Here is a 24,324-nt window from a genome sequence, read left to right as displayed (position 1 = left end):
TCCGAAATCTGGTCCCGTTCTACGCCAGGCAAGAGATCGCCATCAGCCGCTGCGCCATTTGGTGGCATAGGGCAGGGCGAACAGATAGAGGCCGGAGAGCAGAAGCAGGATGAGCGGGAACAGTGCCAGGAGGCCGATCCAGATCGCCTGCTTCTCCAGTCCCATGGCGAGGACATTGATGAGGACAGCCACCGTGAAGCCAAGCGACAGCCAGCGGTGAACCTGCCGAATCCACATGTTCCAGTTCAATGAGACCTCCTGTCCTACAACGCGGCGTCAGTCTGCTTGCGGCAGAACCTGCTCGAGCTTTTCCAAAAACCGCTTCCATCCGGCATGTGCGCCGCCATAGGCCTGCTTCTGGTCCGGACGGAATCCCACCTGCTCGACGCGGAGCAGAGTTCCGCCGCGCATCGGAGTGAGAGTGAAGGTCACCACGCTCTCCAGATTGTAGGCTGCGTCCTGATGCGCAAAATTCCAGGTGTAGGCGAGCGTCTTGTTCGGCTCGATTGTGAGGACCTCGCAGTCGAGCACGCCGCCCCACTCGCCGGTGAGGTGAAAACGATGGCCCACCGCCGGCACAAAATCGTTCTTCATCAGCCACTCCGAGATCAGATGCGGCTGCGTCAGCGCGCGCCAGAGCTTCTCGGGCGGATGTGCGAACTCGCGCTCGACGACGACGGAACGGGTCTCGGTCTTGCTCATTGGTCCATCCTCTTCAGGAGATCTTCGAGGTCGTCGAACCGGCTTTGCCAGAAGCCGGTCATCTTGCTGGTCCAATCGATCAGCGGGGCGAGCGCGCGAAGCTGCGCGCTGTAATGGGTCTGGCGGCCCTCGTGGCGGTCGCGCACGAGGCCGGCCTGTTTCAATGCCATCAGATGCTTCGACACCGCCGGTTGCGACACACCGGCCCGCGCGGTCAAGGCGCCAACGGTCTGCTCGCCATGACGGCACAGCCGTTCGAAGATAGCCCGCCGGGTCGGATCGGCAAGGGTTCGGAACAGCACATCGTAGGTGGTGGTCATGTCAGAGTTATAACTCGTTGGTTATGGATCGACGTATAACTGGTTGGTTATGAATTTGTCAAGTGTGGGACGCGCCCGACGTCGCTCACGCGCCGCGAAGGGACAGGTCCTTTTTTGAATCAATTGAAGCCAGACGCGACAGCTCCGGTCGCACCTCCGCTCGGGCCGGATGGCTGGCCTGCACGTTTCCGCATGGGTTGTAAGTTGACTCGCTCTGCACGCCGGCGCTGAGTTAGGCCCAAGGCATCGCTGCCGAGGGACGAGCAGACGTGCCGGCAGGAGGGCGGAAATGTCTGACGTGCGCAAGCCTGGTGGCATCTTCATTGTCTTTGTTTGGCTCGTCGCAATTGGCGTGAGCCTTGTTGCTTCATCGCTTGCACGGGCCCAGCAAGGGCCCGCGATCTTGTTCCAGAACGTCCGCATCTTCGACGGCAAGAATGGCGCGCTCTCCGCGTCGTCCAATGTGCTCATCCGCAATGGCAAGATCGAGAAGATCTCGGCCGCGCCGCTCACCGCGGACGCGCAGGCGATCGATGGCGGCAATCGCGTGCTGATGCCGGGCCTGATCGACGCGCATTGGCACGCGATGCTGGTGCGCCCGACGCCGGCGGCTGCGATTGCGGGCGACGTCGGCTATCTGAATTTGCAGGCGGCCGCGGAAGCCACAGCTACGCTCATGCGCGGCTTTACGACCGTGCGCGACATGGGCGGGCCGAGCTTCGGGCTCAAGCGCGCCATCGACGAGGATCTCGTCGCAGGTCCGCGCATCTATCCCTCCGGCGCGATGATCACCATCACCGGCGGTCATGGCGACTTCCGGCAATTGTCCGACCTGCCGCGCACCATCGGCGGCATGCTGAGCCGCATGGAGCTGATCGGCGGCAGCATGGTCGCCGACAGTCCGGACGAAGTTCGCGTGCGCGCCCGCGAGCAGCTCATGCAGGGCGCCTCGCAGGTCAAGCTCACGGCGGGCGGCGGCGTGGCCTCGCCGTTCAGTCCGCTCGACGTCTCGACCTTTACCGAGCCCGAGTTGCGCGCCGCAGTCGAAGCGGCCGAGAACTGGGGCACCTATGTCGCCGTACACGCCTACACGCCGGTGGCGATCCAGCGCTCGATCGCGGCAGGCGTCAGATGCATCGAGCACGGCCACCTCATGGACGAGGCCTCGGCACGCCTGATGGCCGAGAAGGGCATCTGGCTGAGCACGCAGCCGTTCCTCGATCTCGCCGGCGCCGCCGCGCTGGGGCCCTCGGAGCAGGACAAGATGCGCCAGGTGGTAACCGGTACGGAGAGGGTCTATACGCTGGCGAAGAAGTACAAGATCAAGACCGCCTTCGGCACCGACGTCCTGTTCTCCAAGGCGCTAGCCGAAGGGCAGGGCGCGATGCTCGCCGATCTCGCCCGCTGGTACACGCCCGCCGAAGCGCTGGCGATGGCGACCTCGACGAATGGCGAGCTGTTGAGCCTGTCCGGCCCACGCAATCCCTATCCCGGCAAGCTGGGCGTGGTCGAGGAGGGCGCTTTGGCAGACCTGCTGCTGGTCGACGGCAATCCGATCGAGAACATCAAGCTGGTCGCAGACCCCGCGAAGAATTTCGTCGTCATCATGAAAGGCGGGAAAATCTACAAGAATGTGCTGGCGGGCGATAAGAGGTAAGAGGATCGGTACTCTGTCGTCAGTCGTTACAGGCAAATGGCGCCTCAATCTCTGCGTCATCGCCCGCGAAAAGCGAAAGCGGGTGATCCAGTATTCCAGTGGCCGTCGTGGGATATGGAGAAGCCGCGGCGTACTGGGTCGCCCGGTCAAGCCGGGCGACGACATCGAGAGTATGGTGCGCGCACGCGCCCACACTCCGTCATTGCGAGCGCAGCGAAGCAATCCAGGCTGTCTCCGTGGTGGCAGTCTGGATTGCTTCGTCGCAGGGGCTCCGCGTAATGACTGCGTTGCCGGCCAGGGGCACTAGCCGCCGTGCCGCAGCACCTCGATGGGATCGAGCCGCGCGGCGCGCCAGGATGGGTAGAGCGTTGCGAGAAACGAAAGCGTCAGCGCCATGATCAAGACCGCGGAGGTTTCTCCGATCTCGACCTCCGCAGGCAGCTTCGAAAGAAAGTACAGCTTGGTCGGAAACAGTTCGGTTCTGGTCAGCCAGGACATGAACTGCCGGATCGATTCGATGTTGAGGCAGGCCAGAAGCCCGACCACGAAGCCGATCAGCGTACCTGCCACGCCAATCGAGGCGCCGGTGATCAGGAAGATCCTCATGACCGAGCCCCGCGAGGCACCCATGGTTCGCAGGATCGCAATGTCGCTGCTCTTGTCTTTGACCAGCATGACGAGGCCCGACACGATGTTCAAGGCAGCCACGAGGACGATCAGGCTCAGGATCAGGAACATCACGTTGCGCTGGACCTGAAGCGCGCTGAAGAAGGTCGAGTTGCGCTGCCGCCAATCGACCAGGAAGATCGGCCGGCCGGCAGCCTCCATCACGCTCCTGCGAAAGGTGTCGACGCGATCCGGGTCGGTCGTGAACACCTCGATCGCCGTGACATCCCCGCTGCGGTTGAAGTAGGACTGCGCCTCTGCGATCGGCATGAAAATCATGCTCGCGTCGTACTCCGACATGCCGATCTCGAACACAGCCGTGACCTTGTATTTCTTGATGCGCGGCATGACGCCCATTGGCGTCACCGCGCCGTGCTGCGCGACGAGCGTGATGGCATCGCCGGCATGCAGTGAAAGCTGATCGGCGAGTCCCTGGCCGATGGCAACGCCCTGATCGCCATCAAAATGTTCGATCGAACCCTGCTTGATGTTGCCAGCGACCGAAGCGAGCTTGTTGAGATCGGCGGCGCGGATCCCGCGCACCAGAACGCCGGAGGCGTTTGCGGATGATGCCAATGCCGTCCCATCAACGACGGGCGCAGCCAGCCGTACCCCCTTCAACTGGTTGATGCGTTCGGTCACATCGTTCCAGTCGGTCAGAGGTGATTCCAGCGGCTGAACCAGAACATGCCCGTTAAGGCCAAGGATCTTGTCCAGAAGTTCTTTGCGGAAGCCGTTCATGACCGCCATCACGATGATGAGCGTCGCTACGCCCAGCATGATGCCGAGAAACGAAAACCATGCGATGACCGAGACGAAGCCTTCCTTGCGTCGCGCACGCAGATAGCGCGCGGACAGCATCCATTCGAATGGCGCAAAGGGAGCGGTCTTGAGCGGCGCTGTCATGATCCTCAGGGCTCATCAGATTTGTCATTCTGTCCGGTTGCAGGCGGTTTGGCGACCTGGGATCCTCGGGCAAAAAGCGGGCGCGTGGGAGAGGCATCGATATCATCGCGGCCATGACCTCGGACGTCATTGCTTTGCGCCGCGGGACTATTCACGTTGAGAATTCAAGATACTGGGAGGATATCCGATGACTCCGCTCGAAAGACTTCACGCGATGAGGATGCCGTTCGCGGAGCTCATGGGGGTGCAATTCGTCGCGGCCGAACCCGATCGCGTGGTGGCGAAGATGATGGTCAGGCCCGACCTCTGCACGCTCGGCCATATCGCGCATGGCGGCGCCATCATGGCCTTTGCCGATTCCGTCGGGGCCGCCGCGACCGTGATCAACCTGCCGGCGGACGCCAAGGGGACGACGACGCTGGAGAGCAAGACCAATTTCATCGGCGGCGCGAAGGAGGGAACTACAGTGATCGCCACGGCGACCCCGATCCACCGCGGGCGGCGGACGCAGGTCTGGCAGACCCGGCTGGAGACCGAGGACGGCAAGCTGGTGGCGCTGGTGATCCAGACCCAGATGGTCCTCGTATAATTACGGGGCTCTGATTTCATTAACGAATTGGTCGATTGCCATGTCTCTAACTTGGGCGAGTTCCCGTCTTGCAAACCTTGTTGCGTCGCACAATATAGGAGGCCTAGGGATTCGAACGCCTCCTCGAGGGACACCAAGAGGAGTTTTGACGTGGCACTTGAAGAAACCATCCGCACGGAGTCCGTGCAGGGTTATGTGCGGACCCTGATCCAGCAAGAGGAATTGCCGCTCCTACGGGATCATCTGCTGAGACTCGATCCCGAGAGCCGGCACGACCGCTTCAACGGTTTTCTCGACGACAGCTTCATCGAGCGTTACGCCGCCCGCTGTGCGGACGATGGCACCGTGATCGTCGCCTACATCGTCGACGGCGTGGTCCGCGGAGCGGCCGAGCTGCATCCGCCGGAGGGCGATTCGTTGCCCGAAGTGGCGTTCAGCGTGGAAGCCTCGGCGCGCCGCCAGGGCGTCGGCACCGTGTTGTTCCGACGCCTGATCGCCGAAGCGCGCTGGAAGGGTTTTGGGCGCTTGCGCATCACGACGGGCGCGGAGAACCACGCGATGCGGGCGCTAGCGAAGAAGTTCGGCGCGCATCTGACATTCCGGCACGGCGAATCGACCGGCACTATCGATCTCACCAAGACGCCGGAGGCGGAGCTGGCGGATCTTGCTGCTGCGCCGTTCAAGGCCGGCCGCGCGCTGCTGAGCTTCAACAGCACATGGTGGAAGCTGTTTTCCAGCATGTACGGCAATCGCGCCGCCTAAGCACAATCCGCGAAGGTGTGCGGCGGTTTTGTGAAAAGGCCGTGCACAAGCAGAGAATAAAAAAGCGGACCGGCGAGGCCGGTCCGCTTTCGAATCTTCAGAGTCCAGAGCGCTTCAGGTGCCGGTACGCTTGTCGTTGCCAAAGCGGCGCACGACGCGGCGCTCGACCACCACCGAGCGCTGCGCGCCCTGTTCGCCGGCGATCACGCGCGTGGCGGTGATACGGCTGTTGGTACGGGCCTGCTTCTTCACTTCAGCCTGCACGACGTCGAGCGGCATGCCCATCAAGGACGCGGCGATCTCGGCCTGCTGCTCCTGATCGTCCGTGATGCCGATCGCGGCGAAAATCGCCTCGTCCAAGGTCGGCGGATCGTGGCGGACGCGCCGCGTACCGTATTTGGTATTCCAGTCTGCGCTCATGGTAGCCTCATTTCGATCCGGGATACCTAGTGCCGCCTATGTTGCATTGCAATATGAATTTGGTGTGGCATCTCAGTTATTCGCCCTTTGCATTGATGTGTGATGTCAGGGCGGTGACGGTTGACTGGCGTCGAGCGCGATCTTCGGCTGCGGCCAGCGCTTCAGTGCTGCATGGCCGGCCTCGGTCAATCCGTAGATTCCCCGCTCGGCCCGTGCGAACCAGCCATAGACGTTGTGCAGCAGAATCTTGCCGGCATCAGGACACCGCACGCGCAGATCGCGCACCGGCCGCGGGCCATCGGCGAGCGCTGAGGCACAGGCCAACGCCTGCTGGCGATAGGCAGTCATGATGGGTGCGCGCGTGCTGCCGCCGAGGACCGGATCGCCCTGGCGGCGCTGGTGCTCGGCGACGAGCCGCGAGCGCTTCTTCGGCTCACGGCGCGGCGCCGCGGTCGGCGGCTTCACCAGCACCTCGACCTGGCCGCGTTCGGTGACTCCAAGCATGCCGAAGCCGAGGCGGCGGCAGAGATTGCGATAGCGCGCATCGCTCTCGCGCCCCTTGCCGCGCGCGGACATTTTTGCGGCGATCCAGATCTCGTCGCCGGCCGGGGCGCGATCGACAGCCTGCAAGATCAGCTCGAGATTGAAGGCGAGCTTGAGCTCGCCGATCACCACGACAGGCGGATCGCCGGCGCTGAGGCCAACGAGATCGCAGCCGCCGATCTCGCCCTTCACGGCGAAGCCGAGCTCTTCGAGGAAGCGTTTGACGGGCAGATAAAGCGCGGTTTCCACAGGCTGTTCCGTCGGAGAATCAGTTGCGGTCAGTCTAGCCCGGATCGGACTCGCTTCTCGCGCCATTTGATCGGGAGCGCCGGCCATGGCGAAGGCATCGCGCCCGCCGGCAAGCACAGCATCCACTTCAAGGGCGGCTCCTGGTGTCGGACTAAACGCGTCCGCTTACCGGGATCAGCGCACCTGTGACGGCGCTGGATGCATCGCTTGCGAGGAACAGGATTACCTCCGCGAGCTCTTGCGGAGTCACCCATTTCGAGAAATCAGCATCCGGCATGCTGGTGCGGTTGGCTTTGGTGTCGATGATCGAGGGCAACACGGCGTTCACCGTGACCTTGCCCTTCCACTCGTTGGCGAGCGCCTCGGTGAGGCGGTGCACGCCGGCCTTCGAGGCTGCGTAGGCGCCCATGCCGGAGCCGGCCTGGAGCGCGCCCATGGCACCGACATTGACGATGCGGCCGGCCTTCGAGGCCGCGAGATGAGAGAGCGCAGCGCGCGAAGTGTTGAGCGCGGTCAGCACGTTCAGCGCGTACAGGCGCTGCCAGGTCTTGATCTCCCCGTCGCCGACGGTCTCGTAGGCAAAGCCGCCGGCGATGTTGATCAGTGCATCGAGCCGGCCGAAATGTTTTGCCGCCGCCGAGACCGCCGTCTTCGCCTGCGCTTCGTCCGAGAGATCGACCCCGCCGAGCTCGATAAGCTGTGCGGTCGCGACTGCCTGGGAAGGCGCGTAATCGATGCCCGCGACGCGCGCACCGCGCGCCAGCGCCGTCTCCGCCACCACCTGGCCCAGCGCCCCGAGCGCACCGGTCACGACAATGACTTTTCCCTGCACGATGCTCTCCGTCGGTTTAATGCGCGCCGACTATTGCGCGGAGCGAATTGGACTTGCAATGGCGGCAGCTTCAAGGCTGGGCTATAGATGCAACTTTAGATCGTGGAGGAGGTCGTTTCATGTCTGACGTTTTGCCGACCATCGAGTTTCCCGCAGCGATCGTCGATCTAAAATACCCGCTGATGCGGCTTCGGCAGGCGTTGGACGGGAGAGGCCCGGTGCGCATCGTGGCCATGGGATCATCCTCGACCGCCGGACGAGGCGATGTCGTCCCGTATCCTTATCGACTCGAGATGTATCTGCGACAATATTTCAAGGACGTCGTCCACCGGCCGGACATCCGGATTGACGTGCTCAACCGGGGCCGGGGCGGAGAAGAGGCGAACGAAGAACTCGGACGCTTCGACGCCGATATTTTCCATGATGATCCGGCACTGGTCATCTGGCAGGTTGGAACGAACGCGGTCTTTCACAACGACATATACGACGTGGACGTCGTTGCCGGGAACATCAGGAAGGGCCTGGCGCAATTGCGCGCTCGCGGCTTCGAGGTTCTGGTGATTGATCCGCAGTATACGACGAAGATGCTCTGGGATGATCGAGCCGAGCTCTCGGACAAAATGGTCCGGCTGATACGCGATGCCGCCAATGAGGCCGAGGTCAATCTGTTTCAGCGATGGGCGCTCATGCGGCATTGGCACGTGCAGGACAACGTGTCGTTCGAGCAATTGATAGACAGGAGCGATCCTGACAAGCTGCATCAGGGCGACTGGAGCACCCAGCAGATCTCTTTCGCTCTCAAGGACGCCATCATCAAGGCGACCGGCCTGACGGCTTGAGAGGGGCCGCTGTGGCTCACGCTTGCAGATAGCGCTCCTTCAAAACGGTCCGCTCGGCGGCCCCGAGCTTGAGTCCATTGCGCAAATAGGTTTCGAGGTCGCCATAGTCTGCGCGCACGGCTTCAAAGCCGGCGTTGAGATAGGAGGCCTCTACCGAGCCAATCGCGTCGCGGACGTCCTGCGGCAGTTCGGATGCTGCCGATGGATCGCGGCGATAGAACTGGTTCGTCAGGAGATAGTCTTCGGCGATGATATCGTCAGGCACGCCGAGCGCATGAAGGATCAGCGCGCAGGCGAAGCCGGTGCGGTCCTTGCCAGCCGTGCAGTGGATGACGAGCGGAGCGCGGTCTTCGAGGAGATGCCCGAACAGCGCGCGAAAACTGTGCGTGTTGTGGCGAACATAATTGCGGTAGGACTCGCGCATGATCTCCAGCGCAGCCGGTGCAGTCAGCGTGCCTTCGGCCATCCGCGCCTTGAGTGCGGCCACCACCGTCGGCTCGATCGGCAGCGAATGCGTGGTGATCTCGCGCACGCCGCACAGCGCGTCCGCGCGCTCGTCGACGCCGCGGAAATCGAAGGCGCTCCGCACGCCGAGGGCGCGGATGATCTCGACATCGGTCTCGGTGAGGAGGGCAAGATGATTGGAGCGGAAGAGGTGCCGCCAGCGCGTCTGCCGGCCGTCGGTGGTCGGGTAGCCACCGAGGTCGCGAAAATTGCTGGCGCCTTGCAAGGCGAGGTGGCGGGCAGGGGAGTCTGACATAAGATCAGCCTGGGCTATGTTGCCGGCGGAATCGGCTGCGCGGCTCGCGCGATATACTTGAACTCTATTACAGGGGGCGAACATGGACCGGCACCAGGCCATTATTTTGGCTGTCGCCGTCGTGGTGGCAGGTGGAACCTTGAGCGCGACGGGCGCGGTGGCGCAGACGTTTCAGGGCTATCGTTGCGCTGACGGTACGCAGTTCATCGTGGCATTCTACGCGGACGACAGGCGCGCCTTCGTGCAGATCGACGGCGGCGCCATTCCGCTCGCCAAGCGGCTGACACTGTCGGGCGCGCGTTACTCCGGCGCCGGGATCACGCTCAAGATCGGCAAGACCGTCACCACGGTGAAGCATCTCAAGCGGCCCGTCACAGCCTGCGCACTGAGCTGAGCGCAAGAATCAGAACGAGAATCAAAAAAGGGCCGAAACGATCTCGTTTCGACCCTTTTTCAAAATTCCGCCGGACGCTTGCGAGCGCGAGGCGGTACCGAAGGCAACGCGGGCATCAGCGATCCCATTTCGGCTTGGCTTCCTCGATCGCCTCCTGGTGATACCAGCTACCACTGCAGATCGTCTCGACGACGGGCGGCGAGACATGATCAGCCGGCACCCTGGCCTCACTACTCCGGCGACCGCCGAAAGCCGCGCGGCCCCCGACAGGGAATTGGTAGATCGTGGCCGACCCTTGGCCCAAGTTATTGTTCATCATTGCGGTATCTCCTTCAGCCGGAGCGCTTGACCTCCATGGTGCGCCCGACTCGTTCGCTTATGGTTACTGGGTCACCCCATATTGGCCCTGTGCGTCGAAATGCAAAGTGCTGAAAACGATATCATTGTTGGCCTAATTTATGGGCAGTCGAGCGTCTGCATCGTGCAAGGCAGGTTCCCGGTGACCAACGCTTGGGCCATCTCGAAGGTTGCGGGGAGGTGGCAAAGGACTTCCCGAAAATTGCGAGCAATTGACGCTGCTTTAGCCGGCGGCCGGGTGCAGTGCGGCGCATGCCGTGAAATCGGGCGCTTTTTGCAGGTTCTTTGCGGTGCGGGGTAACGTAAAGGTGCGCTGCTTTGCCGCACGCGCCTGTGAATAGCCGGCGAGGTTCGCAGTCTGACGGCTGGTGGTGGAAAACCTCCCGCACTGCGGCGTTTTGGCATGCGAAATGCTTGTAAAGCGCCGGCCGATGGTGGCCGGGTACAACGTGCGGGGGCCACCGGTCCCCACCTTTCGCATCATCTACAGAGAGGCTCAATGACCAAGTACAAGCTCGAGTACATCTGGCTCGACGGATATACGCCGACTCCGAATTTGCGCGGCAAAACTCAGATCAAGGAATTCGCGTCGTTCCCGACGCTCGAGCAGCTTCCGCTCTGGGGCTTCGACGGCTCCTCCACCCAGCAGGCCGAAGGCCACAGCTCCGATTGCGTGCTGAAGCCGGTCGCGGTGTTCCCGGATGGCGCCCGCACCAACGGCGTGCTCGTGATGTGCGAAGTCATGATGCCCGATGGCAAGACCCCGCATGCGTCCAACAAGCGCGCCACCATCCTCGACGACGCCGGCGCATGGTTCGGCTTCGAGCAGGAATATTTCTTCTACAAGGACGGCCGTCCGCTCGGCTTCCCAACGGCCGGCTATCCGGCTCCGCAGGGGCCGTACTACACTGGCGTCGGCTACTCGAACGTTGGCGATGTCGCCCGCAAGATCGTGGAAGAGCATCTCGACCTCTGCCTGGCCGCCGGTATCAACCATGAAGGCATCAACGCCGAAGTGGCGAAGGGCCAGTGGGAATTCCAGATCTTCGGCAAGGGCTCCAAGACCGCTGCCGACCAGATGTGGATGGCTCGCTACCTGATGCTGCGCCTCACCGAGAAGTACGGCATCGACATCGAATTCCATTGCAAGCCGCTCGGCGATACCGACTGGAACGGCTCGGGCATGCACGCCAACTTCTCGACCGCCTACATGCGTGAAGTCGGCGGCAAGGAGTACTTCGAGGCCCTGATGGCGGCGTTCGAGAAGAACCTGATGGACCACATCGCCGTCTACGGCCCGGACAACGACAAGCGTCTGACCGGCAAGCACGAGACCGCGCCCTGGAACAAGTTCAGCTACGGCGTGGCTGACCGCGGTGCTTCGATCCGCGTTCCGCACTCCTTCGTCAACAACGGCTACAAGGGCTATCTGGAAGACCGTCGTCCGAACTCGCAAGGCGACCCATACCAGATCGCTTCGCAGATCCTGAAGACGATCTCGTCCGTTCCGACCGACAAGAAGGCGGCCGCCTAGATCCTACCGGCCCGGACCTTGGGGGCTTGGTCCGGGTTGGCTCTCAAATCCGCCGAGGCCGAGAGGCTTCGGCGGATTTTTGCATTTTGATGACAGTTGGCGATATCGCGCACTGCGGCTGGGGTAACGAAACTTGTCCCCCGCGGACGAAAGCGGGGTACACTCCGCCTCGGATGCGCGCAGGCCGGGGACACGGCTGGTGTTGGAAGGTTTCTACAAGGTACGGTTTCAGCTCGGCGAAGCTGTTGGCCGCAGCGTCATGCATGTCGGCGACGGCAGGATGCTGGGCGGCAACTCGGCCTTTGCCCATATCGGCACTTACGAGAAGGCGGGCGAGGAGGTCGCCATCGTCATCAAGACCGTGCGCCACAATCCCGATCCGAACTATCGCGCGATGGCCGGCACTGATGATGCGACCCTGATCGCGAAGGGCTGGCCGGACGGCGATCTCTATCATTTCAAGGGCGAGCTGAAGGAATTGCCGGGAGTGCCATTCCAGTCGGTGATGATGCCGATCAGGGAGGACGGGGTGCCGATCGCTGGCGGCGTCGGGGAGGGCGGCATCGCCAACGGTCTCTACTCGATCCATCTTCGGATGCTGGATGGCATCGAAGGGGGCCTCACCGGCGTCATGCTGCTCAACCGCGGGCGCATTCTCGGCGGCGATGCCTCGTTCTACTATCTCGGCAGCTACACGGCGGCGAATGGCCGCTGGAAGGGCCAGATCCTGAACCAGGAGCATACGCCGGTCCGCGATGAAAATCCCGTGTTCGGCGGCCGTGAGGTCGGCATCGGCTTCTCCGGCACCTATGACGACGAGCAGGCGGTGCTGGAAGCGACCGCGCTCGCCGGCAAACGCAGCCTGCGGTTGACCGCGGCGCTGAAGCTGATGCATCGCGCCTGATTGGATGTTTTGGAGAACCATGGAAAATACCGTTCGCATGCTCTCGACGCTCGGCCTGATGGGGGCGATGCGCAACCTGTCCGCCGCCTACGAAGCCGCGACGGGTGTCCACATCGACGCCGACTTCGCGCCGACGCAGGCATTGCTCAAGCGCTTACGGGACGGCGAGGCCGCCGATCTCGTGATCCTGACGCGCGAAGGCCTCGACGAGGTCATCGCCGAGGGCCGCGTGGTGGCGCAAAGCGCCGCCGACCTCGCGCGCTCCTATGTCGGCATCGCCGTGGCAGCGGGGCAGGCTCATCCGGACATCGCGAGCGAAGGCGCGCTGCGCAAGACGCTGCTTGCGGCGCGCTCCGTCGCCTACTCGCGGCTAGGCGCGAGCGGGATCTACTTTGCCGAGCTGATCATTCGGATGCGCATTGCAAGCGAGATCAACGCCAAGGCGACCATCGTGCAGCAGGGCTTTACCGCTGAGCGGCTGGTCAGCGGCGAGGCCGATCTCGCCGTGCAGCAGATCAGCGAGTTGAAGCAGGTCGCAGGCATCGAAGTGGTCGGACCGATCCCGCAGGACTTGCAGACGCCGGCGCTGTTCTCGGCTGGCCGCACGACGACGGCGACGAATGCCGAGGCAGCCGATCGGCTGTTGCGCTACCTGGCTTCGCCCGAGGTTGCGCCTGTGTTGCGAGAGTCGGGCCTCGAGCCTTGAATTCGCCAATGCCCGGACGCAACCTGCCGGCCATGCGGAAAGCTCTCTGCGCCATTCTCCTGACCTTCGCGACACCGCTTGCTGCATATGCGCAGTCGGCCGATCTCGTGCTGTGCGATCGGCTGGCGGCCGATCCCAGCGATCCCGACAAACCGGCCGACGTGAAGGGAGTAACCGAGCTTGCAGCCGCCGACATCGCGACCGCGATCAAGTTCTGCAGGACGGCGGCAGGCGGCTCGCGCCGCGCGATGTACGAGCTCGGGCGCGCCTACGCCGCCAATCGGCAGATGGCGGAAGCGATGGCAACCTGGCGCAAGGCGGCCGACAAGGGCTCGAGTGCGGCGATGGTCGAGCTCGGCGTGCTCTACGGCACCGGCGCAGGCGTCGCCAAAGACGAGGCGCAGGCGCGAAAGCTGTTCGAGAAGGCGGCCCAGGCCGGCAATCCCCGCGGCGTCAGCAATCTTGCCGCGCTTGGCGGTTCGCCCGGGGCAGCTCCGGCCGACCCGGCGCGGGCGCGCGAGCTGCTCGGCAAGGCCGCCGAGACCAACGCGGAGGCGCAATATCAGCTCGGCCTGATGCTCGCGAGCGGTGATGGCGGTCAAAAGGACGACGTCGCAGCGCGCGCACTGTTCGAGAAGGCGGCCGCGCAAAACCACCCGGGCGCGCTCGAGCGGATGGGCGCGTTCGCGCAGGAAGGCCGCGGCGGTCCGAAGGATGCGACTGCTGCGAAGGCCTATTATGAGCGTGCGGCAGCGCTGGGCGATGAAGACGCCAAGAAGGCGCTGGAACGTATCCGCTGTCCGTATGCGATCAAGAACAAGCAAGGCCAGCTCGTCACCACGCTTTGCTTCTGAACCGCTCCGGAAATCAGTAGTTCTCGCCAGACAAGCTGTGAAGGAACCCGGTTCGCGTCCCGGTCGTTGAGACCGAAACGAACAGGAGTCGCGACATGATCCGCAAACTGGCGTCCGGCGAATATCGTCTTTATTCGCGCAAGGTGAACCCGAAGACCGGCAAGCGCCGCAACCTCGGAACGTTCAAGAGCCGCGCGGCGGCCGAGAAGCACGAGCGCGAGGTGCAGTATTTCAAGCGGCACTAGAACGCCTTCCCGGACCCAACACAAAAAAATCGAAAACAACCCCATGCAAAGTAGCCGCATGGGACGGTGCGATGGGTTGCGGATTTAACGAAATACGTTGACGCGTCGGGCAAATCAGGGGCATGATGGCATCATCGGAGCGGCACTCGCGGGGGTCGAGGTCATCTGGCACAGCTTCCGGCGCAACGCACGCCACGGGGCGAATCGCCGAAGCGCGCCCTGAACAATCGATTGAAATGCGAAACATCCGAAAAGCCGACCTCTAACGCGATGTCGGAAATTCGCTGCATGCATGCCTGGGACTCGGTCAGCAGCTTGAGCGCCCGTTGGAGACGTAACTCGTTCACGTACCCGGTAAACGATGATCCTGATAGCGCGATCAGGCGCTGCAGATACCGAGGTGAGATGCCTTGGCTGTGGGCTACCGTCTCGACGCTAAGCTCTGGCTCCTGAAAGTGTGCAGCGATGTGGTCGAGGATGGCGCTGTGGCGCGCGGCCACGACCCCGCTCACAGTGCTCTCGCCTAAGGGAGTGCACTCGCTGATCGCGAGCGCAACGAGGTCATGGATGTGAGCCAGGACCGCATCACGCAGCCCGGGGGTGGCCAGAGCCCCGTCCTTGAATGCCGACTGTAGATAAGCCATGAGGAGTCGGAGCGCTTCAGTTCGATGAGGGATCGGTCGCATCGCGAGGCTTTCGACATTCGGCACACGCTCTGCAAGCGCTTCGCGGGGCACGGCCAGACCGAATAGCAATCCGTCGACATAGGTGACGGTGGCGGGCTCCGAATGCAGAATTGCGACTGCGCCGCCGGTGCGAAGCTCAATTTCCCGGTAGCGCTGCGACAGCAGGCTTCTGCCAGGAGAGCAGACGATGATTCCGATCGAGTCGTCACCATCAGCCATGCTCGCTCGCAAGCGCTTGAATTGCATGGGGGAGCCCTTCAGTGCGAGCCTGCGCAACCCTCGGACCGCTTGCAACGTTGCATCGGCCTGAAACGGAACGTCCGACAGAGGCTCGATATCGACGTGGACTATGCCTCGCCCAAAGTTCTCTCGCCATAAAGCGACTCTCATCCGCTCCGGAAGCTCGCGTGTTGAGAATCGATGCGATGCGAATTCGGCTGCGTCCGTGGACATGGGGATCTCCAGCCTTGATAAGACGTCGGGATCAAATGCTGTGACAAAATACTGTCGGTATCCGTGATTTGCAGTTCACGCACTGACTTGCTTTTAGGTCGTGCGCATGAGTCCAAGAAATTGAACCATTGACCTGCTAGTCTCATTCACCTGTGATGGATGTCGATGTGAGCTGGTTCACGTGGTGGCGAGCAAATTACGGCTGCAGTGATTGCGAAAGTCGTGATGCCAAAATCTCCCTTGGGAGGAGTCGGTCGTGATGGCTCTATCTCTCGATCGAATTTACATCTTTTGTAGCACGTGCCGGACCTCATTACCACTTTTTCCCGGCCTCTGGCTCAGTGGTTTCAATGATGCTAGAGTAGAGCTGCGCTAGATCCCCCTTGGGGATCCGACGTGAACGGTCAGTGGGGTTGCGGACTGCCGGCCGTTGATTTGAAGATCGGAATACTGAAATTGGAATGCTTGAGTGCTATTGCCCCGCCCTCGGACACATTTCAAAGTACGTTGGGCATGGTTGCTTTGACGCACTACCCTCCGTTCTTCCCAATGACTCGGAGGCGGGTCTCTTTCTAGTCACAACTGTTGTTGTGCGGGTTCGCTAAGAGCCAGTGAGTGACGTATCGACACGAGAAAGATTTATGCGGATGTGAGCGGCTCACATCTGGTGAGGCCGTGTGGCCGCAGCGTGACCGCAAGTTTGTTTTCAATTTGGCCTTTCGAGAGGTTAGATTGCCATGAAGCCGAACACGCCGTGCAAATATGCCCTGGCGCATTGTTCGATAGGATGGCGCCGTAGCACCCTCATTGTTGCGATGTTCTTCACCGCGTGGATAGCTTTGTTCGCAAGCGAAGCTCGCGCGCAATGCACTGCGCGGGACGTCCTGTCGAGCCGACTGAGGTCCGAGAGAACTCCATTAACGAGTACCCCAAGAAGTCCAATCAGATCTGCCGCCGAAGCTTCGGTGTGGAAGACAATCAAAGTAGGCACCTTCGCGGATCCCTTAGCCCTCACTAACGCGTTGCATGCAGCCGGTTGTGGGATCGGAGACGCGGCCGGGGATATTCTCGCTCGACCAGCTTTTGCTCTTAGTACCACTACAAGAAATGTGAACCTCTTTGCAGTATCGGCGGCCGATCTCGGCTTTCGAACCGGTACTGTACCGCTCGCCGAAATTTATGCCCGCGCTCAACTGCTGGGTTTCGGACTCGCGGCAGCAGAGGTCGCGCCACAATTGCGACTTCAATATTTTGATCAACCGATTGGTGAATTTCTCATCATCGGAATGGAGCCAATCAAGACATGGAAGGGCGAGCCTGTCATTCTAACAGTAGCCAATGGCGGAGCAGGACTCATCCTCATCGGCCAAGATGGCCGTGCTGACACACAAATTTGGGTGGCGTCTCATTTTCTGTTCGTGCGGCCTGATGGAGCCGACTCGCTCGAGGCAGCCGCAACACGACTTACGCCCTGAAAGGAAAAGAGCCGCACTTTGTCTGATTTAAGTGACAGGGAGCTCGTGGATATCGGCATCACTCGCGGCGAGATCGACTATGTGGCCTCACACCGCGGTATTGATCCGCGAGGCATGCGACCCGGCGATTGGCTGCGATACCTGCCAACGGCGGACGGTCAGATTGTGCCTACGGACTTCCGATAAGAGTCATAAGCGGCGGTCTTTGGAGGGCGCGGACTGATGTCGTGTCTATCCCAAAGGGCCCGACACTCGAGCGGCTTTCGTGTTAGTCGGCAGGGGGCCAACCTGCGGACCGCGAGCTACAAGCCTTGCGTGCCCTTTGAAGGATTTGCATGCCCCACAGTGAACAGCTTCACATAGTGCGTCCGGGGCCGGCGCTAAGCTGAGGACGGAAATTTGCGCGAAGCAGGAGTCCTGCGGGTGAATTGCTTTTCCGAGTCCGGAAATTGGGAGCAATGCGTCGTGGAAATAGACTGACCGAACAAATTCCAAGGAGCTTTCCTATGGATTATTTCAGTGAGGATTCCGCACATGTTACCAATGGCTTTTTGCTGAACGAACCAGCCGCGAACACTCACGAAGACAGGACCACTCACAAGCGTTGGGCGAAAGCCGTGCTGGCCTTCTATGCCAGCTTGTTCTTGGTTGGCGCGACCGTGATTGGTGTCCACCAGGTCATAACCAGGTCAGGCGGCATGGAACAGCATGCCACCTTGCGCGAAGAGAGTCGATCCAACCAGTAACGCCTGATGCATTTTACAAGTGGGGCATTTGCCGTCATCTCAGCGCGTCCATCGCGCCAAACTCGAAGGAGTCAGGTCATGGCAACCGTGGACTATATTCATACCGCGCCATCGGTTCAGGCGACACGAGACTACGACAGATGGATCACTGCTGGCTATGCCATCCTCGGGCTAATCGCGCTTGCTGCGCTCTATTTTGCGTCGGGCGGTCCGGGAAACGGCGAGGCAGCACTCGCCGTTATGTCGGCTATGCCCTAATTTGAGGATGAATGATGCGAGGGCTTCTCATTCTCTTTGTAGCGTTTTCGATCATGTTGGCCACACGAGGCCAGCATCAAGCAGATTTCGTGCCGCGCCCGACCGCATCCATGCCAGCAGTTAACGTGCCCTAGGTCGGATTCCAGCTCACGTCGCCCGCTTGGCTTGGTTGCAGGTGGGAAAGTGTATTGCCAATATTCTCGTCGCGCGGCGACCGGTCGCGAACGCGCCGACCGACTGATTTATCCGACGGTTATTTGCGGGTGTCCGGCGAGCGGTGAGGGATCGAAGTCGGCTCTGGGTAAGCAGGCGAAGAACTCAACCTGAGCAAATCCAGCCCGCTGAGCGCCACTGAGCAGACGTCAACGAGAGCTGCGGCAATCGATTTCGCCCCGTGACGATAAACCGGATGGTCTCGGCAGGGCGGCGGTGCTAGGTAGCCTGTTACTTGAAATGGCTTTCCGGCATTTCCTTCGTTGCTGAACTGGCTCTACAAAGTTGAATACGGCGTCAACGATGCGTTCGGCCGCAGCATCATGTGCATGCACAACGGCAAGCTGCTGGGCGGCAATTCCGCCTTTGCGCATCTCAGCACCTATGAGGAGCGTGGCGGTGAAATCATCGGAGAGGTGATCACCGAGCGTCATAACAACGATCCCTACTACAGGCCGCTGATGGGCACTGACGTGCCGCCATCAGCGTGCGCGGCCGGACCAACAGCAATGGCATCCGCTTCGAAGGAGAGGCCGCTCCGGTACCGGGCGCGATGTTCTGGGCCGAGCTTACGCGGCTCGATGACGATGCGTTGCCACCACGGGGCATTGTCGGAGCAGGCGGTATCGCGAACGGGCTCTACGCGATCCATCTTCGCGCTCGACGGCATCGACGCCGGCCTCTCGGGGGGCATGCTGCTGATGGACGGCCGCATCCTCGGCGGCGATGCCTTCTTCTACTACCTCGGTTCGTACGCCTCGGTGGACGGCCGCTGGAAGGGCGAGATGCTCAACCAGGAACATACGCCGGCGAAGGGCGAGAACGCGGTGTTCGGCGGCTATGAAGTCGGGATCGGCTTCTCCGGGAGCTGCACGGCGGACAGCGGCGAGCTCGAAGGCGTCGCGCTCGCAGGCAAGCGCAGCCTGCGCCTTGCTGCTTCGCTCAAGCTGATGCGGCGAGCCTAGGGCGTCGTATGCAGTTCTTCGAATTCCGACAAGCTGTTGTGGTCCCTCGGCGCCTGCCATGAAGCAATCAAACGAAAACACGTCAGACCAGCGTCATATCCCGATTTAGAAAGCCTTAAGGTCTCTCCTTCATATCGCGGGTTCGATGGTGCCATCGGCGCGGCGGATGCCCGGTACCGTCTGGATGCTTGTCCAACGCTCTCGAATACAGATCTCTAACAAAGCCAGCGCGACTAACCGAAGACCTTCGGGGGGCTGCCTCATGGGACGAAGACGCGCGTCGACTTACCAAACCCAACGCAAACTGCTGATTACCCGCGAATGGCGGCGTTGGCTTCAGACTCACTCCATCGATCGCGGGGCAGCCACCGCCCGCGATACGTTGAGGTTCTTTTGCGAACTAGAGGACAAGCGCTCTCCGCTCCTGAAATTCCAAGCGAGGGGGCGAGACAAGTGGAAAATCATCAGCAGCTGGTTGCTGGCTTGCGGCCAGCACGGGGACGGACAATGCCCGCAGTCTTAGACCCCTAAGAGATTGTTGTCTTGGCCAACCACGGAGTGATGAGACTGCGCTCTGCGGTCCCGAGAGGGACGGCGTTGCTGCCCAAAGATCTCGATGTGGCGATCATGATCCGAAATGGCAAAGTGTCGCAGTCGATCCTTGGTTTCGAGCAGATCAAGCAGCTTGCGGCGCGGTGGGAGCCGGCAACCTGGTACCTCCGGGGACTACCTCGGCAGCTATCTCGCGGCCTCGCTGCTGAAGAGGAAGCTTCCGGGACGTCAGCGCTTGCTAGCAAACAACCGCCGCTGCGCAGAATTGATCGCGCTCTCGTTCCAGTCTACTTCCCGCTTCGTTGCCGGCAGATGATGTCGCCTGTCTTCATATTCGCAGTGAAGCGTTCCGTGGATGCCCTGCGCATCTCGCTTTAGAATGGGCCGCTCCCAAATCGGTCCAAGAATTCGTTTGCAGGTGTCATCTTCTTGCATCTGAAGGGCATCCCCAAGGTAATCCGCCCAATCTGTATCAGTTCGTTCCCAACCCGGAACGTGGTGAGCAGTAAATGGCGGGCGTTGCACATTTACAACCCGCAGAGCCATTCGAGATAGTAAGCTGGTCGATGTAGAAGACCGAAACACATTTCATGTCTATTTCAATATGATCAACGGGGGCGAAAAGTGTTTGATGTCTATCGCAACGATAAGCGCGACTTGCTCGTTCTAAGCACCGGTTCTGCGATACCTGTACTGTGCTCGCCAAATAAATGGCGCAAGAGCAGAAGAAGGGTTCTCAAAATCAGCGACGAGATCAAGTCGGCCGTTCAGAGGCAAGGCTATTACGTGCGCAATTTGCGGGTCACCAAGCAGCGATTGATCGAGGTTGAATAGGTCGGGGGCTGATGTCCCCAGGCGCGAGCCTCACCACCAAATCAAGCCACCATCTTCGCGCTCTACCGAGTGCGGGACGGGCTTTTGTTCGAAAGCGCTGTGTCGGTCACATCATGGCCCCGGGGATGAAGCAACGGATGTCGATCCGCAGCAGGTTGCCGAGCGCCCAATAGTAGATGGGCCAGACCATCGTGTGACCTGCGCGGTTCGGCTCCTTGATCACGGCCTCTTCCGGCACGTCCCACCATTGGCTCCTGATGCGCACGCGGTAGTGACCGTCCTTCACGTCCCAATCGGCGTCGGATAGCGCCGTGCCGTCGGCGTCGGAACAGCATGGCCCCTTGGTACTCTTGAGGCTCTCGAACCAGCCGTTGAGTTCGGGGCGGCTATGATCATGCGCGTGCGCCGCGCAGTGCCAAACCAGCAGCGCGATCAAAGCCCTGATAGTGGTCATCAAGAATATCTTCGTCACTGCAATCTCCTTAAAAAGAGATCTGCGCCACGACTTCCGAAATGACTTAGTTCAAATCGCCCGGGTTTCTGATGTGAACAACTTCACATGTTGCGCCGACTCCAGACGAGCTGGGCGGCTCCTAAAATTCCCGGCTGCTGTTAGGTCTGCGATGCGGACACCAGGGTTCAAGTGGCGCGGTCATTGGACGCACCCGTCGTCAGGTTCGGGTCTTGGTTGTGCGCGAACGGATAGGTTGGACGCGGCCGTTGTCACCAATCGTTGCAGGCCGCCGATGTTCTCGCATCGGATCGTTTTGGTCGTGACGATGCGCGAATCGCCTTTATCTCCGCGAACGACGCCGTCCAACGCGTCTCTGGTGCGGAAGCGGATTGCACCCAACGGTGATTGCACCTCCAGATAAATCATTTCGCGTTGTGGTTGGATTTTTTTGCCGCGAGACCTCTCTCTTTGATTGAAGAACGAAATCTTGCTGAAACAGAAAGCTGCTAACAAGAGGGCAATTCGATCTTCGATTGCATTCGTGTTTCTCATCGGCAGTGCGCTTTCATCGCGAGCTTGCGGTGTGAAGAGGTTGGTATTAGGCCGCAGCCAACGGCGCTAAGTTCAATGCGGAAGTTTGCGATTTCTTTATCCAGAGGCGATGCACCACCATCGTAGGCAGCCTTTGCGCCTTCCCTCTGGTATTCAAAAATACAACAAACGAAGAACAATTCCCTGTCCCCGACCCGCCCACGACGGCGAACTAGGGCTCCACTTCATCAACAGAAATGTAGTGGGTATCAATTTCTCTAGGGGAGAATTTAGCATGACACGTTTTGGGCTAATCGCAGGCATTGTTACCATTGTCACAACTGCCGGGGCATCGGCCGCAGAGCTGCCAACGTTTGAAATGATGGGGTTTCCGATTTCGCAGCACCAGGTTGGGGTGATGGGGTCGGCGAATGTTGAGGAACGGCCAGCCGTTCCCACGCTGACCTTGGCTGGCATGCCTGCTTCTCCAACTCAAATCGCGATCTTGACACCGCGCTTGACAGTACCTCATGCGACGGCCGAGGTGCCGGCACTGACCACTGTTGGTCTCACTGTCAAACGCTATCGCCCATAGTTGCCGAAGATGGCTCAGGCTTCAGCGGAGTGTCCCCCAGCGACTGTTGGACTGGCGAGACAAGAGTTCGCAAAGAAAACAAATCCTATTTCAGAGGTTATGCGCCTCCGAGTGATGTTCGAGAATCATTGCAGTGCGGTGCCCTTGAGCTGATCCGGCAACAGATCCTCATTTGGGCCGATTGGTTGTCTGACGATTTGGATTAACGTCGATGCTCTCTAATCTATTCGCCCTCGCGCTGATCGTATGGGCCGGCGCCGCGCTCGCGCACGATCACAATCGGGCCGATCTGTCGAAGTGGTTCGAGAAGCTTCGTGACGGAAAGGGAGATCTATGCTGCGATGGTAGCGAAGCAATGCATTTGTCCGAGGTAGACTGGGAGATTAGCGGCAACCGTTACCGCGTCCGCGTGCCGACGACGTCCGTGGGCTTTCGGCGCGCGATGGTCGGCGCCACCAATGTCGAAACCGAGTGGGTTTACGTGCCCGACGACGCCGTCATCGACGAGCCGAACAGGGCTAGCGTGGCGCTGGTCTGGCCGCTGTACGGCCCGATGGGTGTGAGTGTTCGCTGCTTCATGCCGGGAACGATGACGTGAAACGCGCGGTTTGTTGTTGCCCACCCTGCGACCACCTAATTGGCGCTGGCCCACTCAGGAGGCAAATGCGAAGAACTCGCTTGAACAAATATGGTCCGCTATTGCGCCGTGTCCGAACCTCGACGAGCCGCGCCACTTCGCGGATGGGCCATAACCAGAATCGCACAAGGCGGCAGACCAAAACGCTATTCGATCACCCGATACTGCTGCGCCGGTCGGCGCAGCAGGAGACGATGTGAGTAACGCGTAGCATCGCCGGAGATCACGAGTTCATCGATATGATCTCACTGCACACATCTGCGACGGCCGTAACCGCGCTTCGGGCGGTCTAATAAGTGTAGAACATCCGTTGGATCTCCTTGGTGTCGGTCGTCTTGGTCAGCGCCAGCATCAGCAAGATACGCGCCTTCTGAGGGTTCAGCGTATCTGAGACAACGAAGTCATGCTCGTCATCCTTGGCTTCTCCATTGCGCGCGACGATGCCGTTCCCCACACGGCTGCTGCGGACGATCACGACACCCTTCTTGCGAGCTTCGTCGAGGGCCGGCTCAACCGCGGGCCGGGCAAGACTGCCGTCACCCACTCCGGCATGCACGATCCCCTTAGCTCCGGCTGCGACGAAGGCGTCGACCGCGACCCGGTTCATGTTGGCGTAGCCGTAGACGATATCGACTTGCGGCAGGACATCGAGACCCGAAACGTCAAACTCGGAATCCACCGTGTGCCGACGTGTCGATTGACGATAGAAGTACGGTTTGTTTCCTTGCATATAGCCGAGAAAGCCGAGTTCGGGGGTGCGGAATGTGTCTGCCGTCGAGGTGTTGCTCTTGGTTACCTCGCGAGCCGCGTTGATCTGATCGTTGAGAGCAACGAGCACGCCCTTGCCGACTGCCTCGTCGCTGCCAGCCAGGATCACCGCGTTGTAGAGGTTGATCGGCCCGTCCGCGCTGATCGCTGTAGACGGCCGCATCGCGCCGACGATGACGACAGGCTTCTTGCTCTTGACGACAAGGTCCAGAAAATAGCTGGTTTCTTCGATCGTATCAGTGCCGTGCGTGATTACAATTCCATCCACGTCGTCCTGCGCGAGGAGGGCGTTGACGCGCTTTGCAAGCTTGAGCCAGTAGTCATTGTTCATGTTCTCGCTGGCGATCTGGAAAACCTGCTCGCCCTTGACGTTCGCCACCGTTTTCAATTCCGGAACGGCGTTCAAAAGGGTCTCTATGCCCACCGTTGCGGCGGTGTAACCGACCACGGTGGTGCTGCTCGCACCGGTGCCGGCGATCGTGCCACCGGTCGCAAGAACCACGACGTTGGGCAGACCGGGGCCCCTCGCGTCCGCGGCTGCAAGACTGAAGAGCAGCACGAAGAGCACGCTCGTTGTCGCCAATATGTGATTACGTAGCCGAAACTGCCACATCTTGAATTCCTTCTCCTAGAAAGCTTCGTCGATTGCGCCCAGTTCGCCCAGCGTATGATCCTCCAGTCGATGCACCCTGTCTAGGGTGGCGACGCTTTCAAATGGTCGAGTTTGGATCACAAGCGGCGGTCGCGGCAAGCACACGCCGGCATCCGGTTTGCCGCCGACAGCTGACATCACAACGGGTTAAGCGCCGTTCGGCCTCGGGCCAATGGGTGAGTTGGGGGGCCGATTCCGTTGAAAAAGGCCGCGGTTGCGACTCAGAGATACCAGTGATTCAGTCTGTCTAGTTGGCAGGACTGAAG

Annotated in this window: 32 protein-coding genes and 1 pseudogene; 19 read left to right on the top strand and 14 right to left on the bottom strand. The window is 60.8% G+C overall.

What is annotated here, in order from left to right:
- Nucleotides 1-42: 42 nt before the first annotated feature.
- Genes SO180_RS27450 through SO180_RS27440 form a run of 3 tightly spaced genes read right to left on the bottom strand, consistent with a single transcriptional unit; the run spans nucleotide 43 to nucleotide 1,022 of the window.
- Nucleotides 43-249 (bottom strand): hypothetical protein, encoded by a 207-nt coding sequence (locus SO180_RS27450; RefSeq protein ID WP_449381954.1) that lies wholly within the window; start codon nucleotides 247-249, stop codon nucleotides 43-45.
- A 27-nt stretch (nucleotides 250-276) separates the two neighbouring features.
- A complete protein-coding gene (locus tag SO180_RS27445; RefSeq protein ID WP_449381953.1) occupies nucleotides 277-702 on the bottom strand; it encodes an SRPBCC family protein in 426 nt (141 codons plus the stop codon).
- Nucleotides 699-1,022 (bottom strand): ArsR/SmtB family transcription factor, encoded by a 324-nt coding sequence (locus tag SO180_RS27440; protein WP_449381952.1) that lies wholly within the window; start codon nucleotides 1,020-1,022, stop codon nucleotides 699-701. Before SO180_RS27440 ends, SO180_RS27445 begins: the two co-directional genes overlap by 4 nt.
- A gap of 289 nt (nucleotides 1,023-1,311) precedes the next feature.
- Here SO180_RS27440 and SO180_RS27435 point away from each other — a divergent pair, with 289 nt between their 5' ends.
- Complete coding sequence (locus SO180_RS27435) at nucleotides 1,312-2,679, top strand: metal-dependent hydrolase family protein (protein WP_449381951.1); 1,368 nt, start codon at nucleotides 1,312-1,314, stop codon at nucleotides 2,677-2,679.
- A gap of 303 nt (nucleotides 2,680-2,982) precedes the next feature.
- Here SO180_RS27435 and SO180_RS27430 read toward each other — a convergent pair whose 3' ends face one another.
- A complete protein-coding gene (locus SO180_RS27430; protein ID WP_449381950.1) occupies nucleotides 2,983-4,251 on the bottom strand; it encodes a lipoprotein-releasing ABC transporter permease subunit in 1,269 nt (422 codons plus the stop codon).
- 187 nt (nucleotides 4,252-4,438) lie between these two features.
- Here SO180_RS27430 and SO180_RS27425 point away from each other — a divergent pair, with 187 nt between their 5' ends.
- Together SO180_RS27425 and SO180_RS27420 are read left to right on the top strand one after the other, a co-directional pair.
- Nucleotides 4,439-4,840 (top strand): PaaI family thioesterase, encoded by a 402-nt coding sequence (locus tag SO180_RS27425; RefSeq protein ID WP_449381949.1) that lies wholly within the window; start codon nucleotides 4,439-4,441, stop codon nucleotides 4,838-4,840.
- A gap of 150 nt (nucleotides 4,841-4,990) precedes the next feature.
- Complete coding sequence (locus SO180_RS27420) at nucleotides 4,991-5,602, top strand: GNAT family N-acetyltransferase (RefSeq protein ID WP_449381948.1); 612 nt, start codon at nucleotides 4,991-4,993, stop codon at nucleotides 5,600-5,602.
- 114 nt (nucleotides 5,603-5,716) lie between these two features.
- On the opposite strand, the gene SO180_RS27415 is transcribed toward SO180_RS27420, so the two are convergent.
- From SO180_RS27415 to SO180_RS27405, 3 genes are all read right to left on the bottom strand, one after another.
- On the bottom strand, nucleotides 5,717-6,022 hold the full coding sequence (locus SO180_RS27415; RefSeq protein ID WP_027523921.1) for a hypothetical protein: 306 nt from the start codon (nucleotides 6,020-6,022) through the stop codon (nucleotides 5,717-5,719).
- Nucleotides 6,023-6,127: 105 nt separating this feature from the next.
- Nucleotides 6,128-6,814: a DUF2161 domain-containing phosphodiesterase gene (locus tag SO180_RS27410; protein WP_449381947.1), complete on the bottom strand. Its 687-nt coding sequence runs from the start codon at nucleotides 6,812-6,814 to the stop codon at nucleotides 6,128-6,130.
- Nucleotides 6,815-6,965: 151 nt separating this feature from the next.
- On the bottom strand, nucleotides 6,966-7,646 hold the full coding sequence (locus SO180_RS27405) for an SDR family oxidoreductase (protein WP_449381946.1): 681 nt from the start codon (nucleotides 7,644-7,646) through the stop codon (nucleotides 6,966-6,968).
- A gap of 53 nt (nucleotides 7,647-7,699) precedes the next feature.
- On the opposite strand from SO180_RS27405, the gene SO180_RS27400 reads away from it, so the two are divergent.
- The gene (locus SO180_RS27400; RefSeq protein ID WP_449381945.1) at nucleotides 7,700-8,485 is read left to right on the top strand and encodes an SGNH/GDSL hydrolase family protein; all 786 of its coding nucleotides are present in this window, start codon (nucleotides 7,700-7,702) and stop codon (nucleotides 8,483-8,485) included.
- Between the two features lie 16 nt (nucleotides 8,486-8,501).
- On the opposite strand, the gene SO180_RS27395 is transcribed toward SO180_RS27400, so the two are convergent.
- Nucleotides 8,502-9,245 carry a tyrosine-protein phosphatase gene (locus SO180_RS27395; RefSeq protein ID WP_449381944.1) on the bottom strand — a complete coding sequence of 248 codons (744 nt, stop codon included), beginning with the start codon at nucleotides 9,243-9,245 and terminating at the stop codon, nucleotides 8,502-8,504.
- A gap of 82 nt (nucleotides 9,246-9,327) precedes the next feature.
- Between SO180_RS27395 and SO180_RS27390 the strand changes: the two genes are divergently transcribed.
- On the top strand, nucleotides 9,328-9,639 hold the full coding sequence (locus SO180_RS27390) for an MliC family protein (RefSeq protein ID WP_449381943.1): 312 nt from the start codon (nucleotides 9,328-9,330) through the stop codon (nucleotides 9,637-9,639).
- Nucleotides 9,640-9,754: 115 nt separating this feature from the next.
- Here the strand turns inward: SO180_RS27390 and SO180_RS27385 are convergent, their stop codons facing one another.
- Both SO180_RS27385 and SO180_RS27380 read right to left on the bottom strand, forming a co-directional pair.
- The gene (locus tag SO180_RS27385; protein WP_449381942.1) at nucleotides 9,755-9,958 is read right to left on the bottom strand and encodes a DUF2735 domain-containing protein; all 204 of its coding nucleotides are present in this window, start codon (nucleotides 9,956-9,958) and stop codon (nucleotides 9,755-9,757) included.
- Nucleotides 9,959-10,219: 261 nt separating this feature from the next.
- Nucleotides 10,220-10,480 (bottom strand): hypothetical protein, encoded by a 261-nt coding sequence (locus SO180_RS27380; protein WP_449381941.1) that lies wholly within the window; start codon nucleotides 10,478-10,480, stop codon nucleotides 10,220-10,222.
- A 15-nt stretch (nucleotides 10,481-10,495) separates the two neighbouring features.
- Here SO180_RS27380 and SO180_RS27375 point away from each other — a divergent pair, with 15 nt between their 5' ends.
- From SO180_RS27375 to SO180_RS27355, 5 genes are all read left to right on the top strand, one after another.
- Nucleotides 10,496-11,530 carry a glutamine synthetase beta-grasp domain-containing protein gene (locus SO180_RS27375; protein ID WP_449381940.1) on the top strand — a complete coding sequence of 345 codons (1,035 nt, stop codon included), beginning with the start codon at nucleotides 10,496-10,498 and terminating at the stop codon, nucleotides 11,528-11,530.
- A 199-nt stretch (nucleotides 11,531-11,729) separates the two neighbouring features.
- A complete protein-coding gene (locus SO180_RS27370; protein WP_449381939.1) occupies nucleotides 11,730-12,434 on the top strand; it encodes a GrlR family regulatory protein in 705 nt (234 codons plus the stop codon).
- Between the two features lie 19 nt (nucleotides 12,435-12,453).
- Nucleotides 12,454-13,140: a substrate-binding domain-containing protein gene (locus SO180_RS27365; protein ID WP_449381938.1), complete on the top strand. Its 687-nt coding sequence runs from the start codon at nucleotides 12,454-12,456 to the stop codon at nucleotides 13,138-13,140.
- Nucleotides 13,141-13,172: 32 nt separating this feature from the next.
- Complete coding sequence (locus SO180_RS27360; RefSeq protein WP_449381993.1) at nucleotides 13,173-13,994, top strand: tetratricopeptide repeat protein; 822 nt, start codon at nucleotides 13,173-13,175, stop codon at nucleotides 13,992-13,994.
- 95 nt (nucleotides 13,995-14,089) lie between these two features.
- Nucleotides 14,090-14,239, top strand: a complete 150-nt coding sequence (locus SO180_RS27355) for a hypothetical protein (RefSeq protein WP_007609497.1) — start codon at nucleotides 14,090-14,092, stop codon at nucleotides 14,237-14,239.
- 161 nt (nucleotides 14,240-14,400) lie between these two features.
- Here SO180_RS27355 and SO180_RS27350 read toward each other — a convergent pair whose 3' ends face one another.
- Nucleotides 14,401-15,378 carry a helix-turn-helix transcriptional regulator gene (locus SO180_RS27350; RefSeq protein ID WP_449381937.1) on the bottom strand — a complete coding sequence of 326 codons (978 nt, stop codon included), beginning with the start codon at nucleotides 15,376-15,378 and terminating at the stop codon, nucleotides 14,401-14,403.
- Nucleotides 15,379-16,343: 965 nt separating this feature from the next.
- On the opposite strand from SO180_RS27350, the gene SO180_RS27345 reads away from it, so the two are divergent.
- From SO180_RS27345 to SO180_RS27315, 7 genes and pseudogenes are all read left to right on the top strand, one after another.
- Nucleotides 16,344-16,853, top strand: a complete 510-nt coding sequence (locus tag SO180_RS27345; protein WP_449381936.1) for a hypothetical protein — start codon at nucleotides 16,344-16,346, stop codon at nucleotides 16,851-16,853.
- A gap of 18 nt (nucleotides 16,854-16,871) precedes the next feature.
- The gene (locus SO180_RS27340; protein WP_449381935.1) at nucleotides 16,872-17,039 is read left to right on the top strand and encodes a YjiS-like domain-containing protein; all 168 of its coding nucleotides are present in this window, start codon (nucleotides 16,872-16,874) and stop codon (nucleotides 17,037-17,039) included.
- 320 nt (nucleotides 17,040-17,359) lie between these two features.
- On the top strand, nucleotides 17,360-17,599 hold the full coding sequence (locus SO180_RS27335) for a hypothetical protein (protein ID WP_449381934.1): 240 nt from the start codon (nucleotides 17,360-17,362) through the stop codon (nucleotides 17,597-17,599).
- Nucleotides 17,600-17,677: 78 nt separating this feature from the next.
- On the top strand, nucleotides 17,678-17,857 hold the full coding sequence (locus SO180_RS27330; protein ID WP_449381933.1) for a hypothetical protein: 180 nt from the start codon (nucleotides 17,678-17,680) through the stop codon (nucleotides 17,855-17,857).
- Nucleotides 17,858-18,333: 476 nt separating this feature from the next.
- Nucleotides 18,334-19,035: pseudogene (locus tag SO180_RS27325) on the top strand (GrlR family regulatory protein).
- 597 nt (nucleotides 19,036-19,632) lie between these two features.
- On the top strand, nucleotides 19,633-19,965 hold the full coding sequence (locus SO180_RS27320) for a hypothetical protein (RefSeq protein WP_449381932.1): 333 nt from the start codon (nucleotides 19,633-19,635) through the stop codon (nucleotides 19,963-19,965).
- Nucleotides 19,966-20,211: 246 nt separating this feature from the next.
- Nucleotides 20,212-20,421, top strand: coding sequence for a hypothetical protein (locus tag SO180_RS27315; protein WP_449381931.1), 210 nt, complete (start codon nucleotides 20,212-20,214; stop codon nucleotides 20,419-20,421).
- A gap of 106 nt (nucleotides 20,422-20,527) precedes the next feature.
- On the opposite strand, the gene SO180_RS27310 is transcribed toward SO180_RS27315, so the two are convergent.
- Nucleotides 20,528-20,893, bottom strand: coding sequence for a hypothetical protein (locus tag SO180_RS27310; RefSeq protein ID WP_449381930.1), 366 nt, complete (start codon nucleotides 20,891-20,893; stop codon nucleotides 20,528-20,530).
- Between the two features lie 180 nt (nucleotides 20,894-21,073).
- The gene (locus SO180_RS27305; RefSeq protein WP_449381929.1) at nucleotides 21,074-21,427 is read right to left on the bottom strand and encodes a hypothetical protein; all 354 of its coding nucleotides are present in this window, start codon (nucleotides 21,425-21,427) and stop codon (nucleotides 21,074-21,076) included.
- Between the two features lie 274 nt (nucleotides 21,428-21,701).
- Here SO180_RS27305 and SO180_RS27300 point away from each other — a divergent pair, with 274 nt between their 5' ends.
- Complete coding sequence (locus SO180_RS27300) at nucleotides 21,702-22,001, top strand: hypothetical protein (protein ID WP_449381928.1); 300 nt, start codon at nucleotides 21,702-21,704, stop codon at nucleotides 21,999-22,001.
- Nucleotides 22,002-22,212: 211 nt separating this feature from the next.
- A complete protein-coding gene (locus tag SO180_RS27295; protein WP_449381927.1) occupies nucleotides 22,213-22,599 on the top strand; it encodes a hypothetical protein in 387 nt (128 codons plus the stop codon).
- Between the two features lie 328 nt (nucleotides 22,600-22,927).
- On the opposite strand, the gene SO180_RS27290 is transcribed toward SO180_RS27295, so the two are convergent.
- Nucleotides 22,928-23,974, bottom strand: a complete 1,047-nt coding sequence (locus SO180_RS27290; protein ID WP_449381926.1) for a type II asparaginase — start codon at nucleotides 23,972-23,974, stop codon at nucleotides 22,928-22,930.
- Between the last annotated feature and the right edge of the window lie 350 nt (nucleotides 23,975-24,324).

This window comes from Bradyrhizobium sp. UFLA05-112 (assembly GCF_053572325.1).
This window is presented reverse-complemented; position numbering and strand designations above follow the sequence as displayed.

Bases quoted from the DNA above. Each gene is read 5' to 3' on its own strand.
- SO180_RS27380 (WP_449381941.1), bottom strand. From the start codon at position 10,480: ATGATGCGAAAGGTGGGGACCGGTGGCCCCCGCACGTTGTACCCGGCC.
- SO180_RS27385 (WP_449381942.1), bottom strand. From the start codon at position 9,958: ATGATGAACAATAACTTGGGCCAAGGGTCGGCCACGATCTACCAATTC.
- SO180_RS27425 (WP_449381949.1), top strand. From the start codon at position 4,439: ATGACTCCGCTCGAAAGACTTCACGCGATGAGGATGCCGTTCGCGGAG.
- SO180_RS27350 (WP_449381937.1), bottom strand. From the start codon at position 15,378: ATGTCCACGGACGCAGCCGAATTCGCATCGCATCGATTCTCAACACGC.
- SO180_RS27330 (WP_449381933.1), top strand. From the start codon at position 17,678: ATGGCAACCGTGGACTATATTCATACCGCGCCATCGGTTCAGGCGACA.
- SO180_RS27360 (WP_449381993.1), top strand. From the start codon at position 13,173: ATGCGGAAAGCTCTCTGCGCCATTCTCCTGACCTTCGCGACACCGCTT.
- SO180_RS27375 (WP_449381940.1), top strand. From the start codon at position 10,496: ATGACCAAGTACAAGCTCGAGTACATCTGGCTCGACGGATATACGCCG.
- SO180_RS27305 (WP_449381929.1), bottom strand. From the start codon at position 21,427: ATGAGAAACACGAATGCAATCGAAGATCGAATTGCCCTCTTGTTAGCA.
- SO180_RS27440 (WP_449381952.1), bottom strand. From the start codon at position 1,022: ATGACCACCACCTACGATGTGCTGTTCCGAACCCTTGCCGATCCGACC.
- SO180_RS27435 (WP_449381951.1), top strand. From the start codon at position 1,312: ATGTCTGACGTGCGCAAGCCTGGTGGCATCTTCATTGTCTTTGTTTGG.
- SO180_RS27445 (WP_449381953.1), bottom strand. From the start codon at position 702: ATGAGCAAGACCGAGACCCGTTCCGTCGTCGTCGAGCGCGAGTTCGCA.
- SO180_RS27365 (WP_449381938.1), top strand. From the start codon at position 12,454: ATGGAAAATACCGTTCGCATGCTCTCGACGCTCGGCCTGATGGGGGCG.
- SO180_RS27295 (WP_449381927.1), top strand. From the start codon at position 22,213: ATGCTCTCTAATCTATTCGCCCTCGCGCTGATCGTATGGGCCGGCGCC.
- SO180_RS27395 (WP_449381944.1), bottom strand. From the start codon at position 9,245: ATGTCAGACTCCCCTGCCCGCCACCTCGCCTTGCAAGGCGCCAGCAAT.
- SO180_RS27415 (WP_027523921.1), bottom strand. From the start codon at position 6,022: ATGAGCGCAGACTGGAATACCAAATACGGTACGCGGCGCGTCCGCCAC.
- SO180_RS27355 (WP_007609497.1), top strand. From the start codon at position 14,090: ATGATCCGCAAACTGGCGTCCGGCGAATATCGTCTTTATTCGCGCAAG.
- SO180_RS27390 (WP_449381943.1), top strand. From the start codon at position 9,328: ATGGACCGGCACCAGGCCATTATTTTGGCTGTCGCCGTCGTGGTGGCA.
- SO180_RS27300 (WP_449381928.1), top strand. From the start codon at position 21,702: ATGACACGTTTTGGGCTAATCGCAGGCATTGTTACCATTGTCACAACT.
- SO180_RS27430 (WP_449381950.1), bottom strand. From the start codon at position 4,251: ATGACAGCGCCGCTCAAGACCGCTCCCTTTGCGCCATTCGAATGGATG.
- SO180_RS27335 (WP_449381934.1), top strand. From the start codon at position 17,360: ATGGATTATTTCAGTGAGGATTCCGCACATGTTACCAATGGCTTTTTG.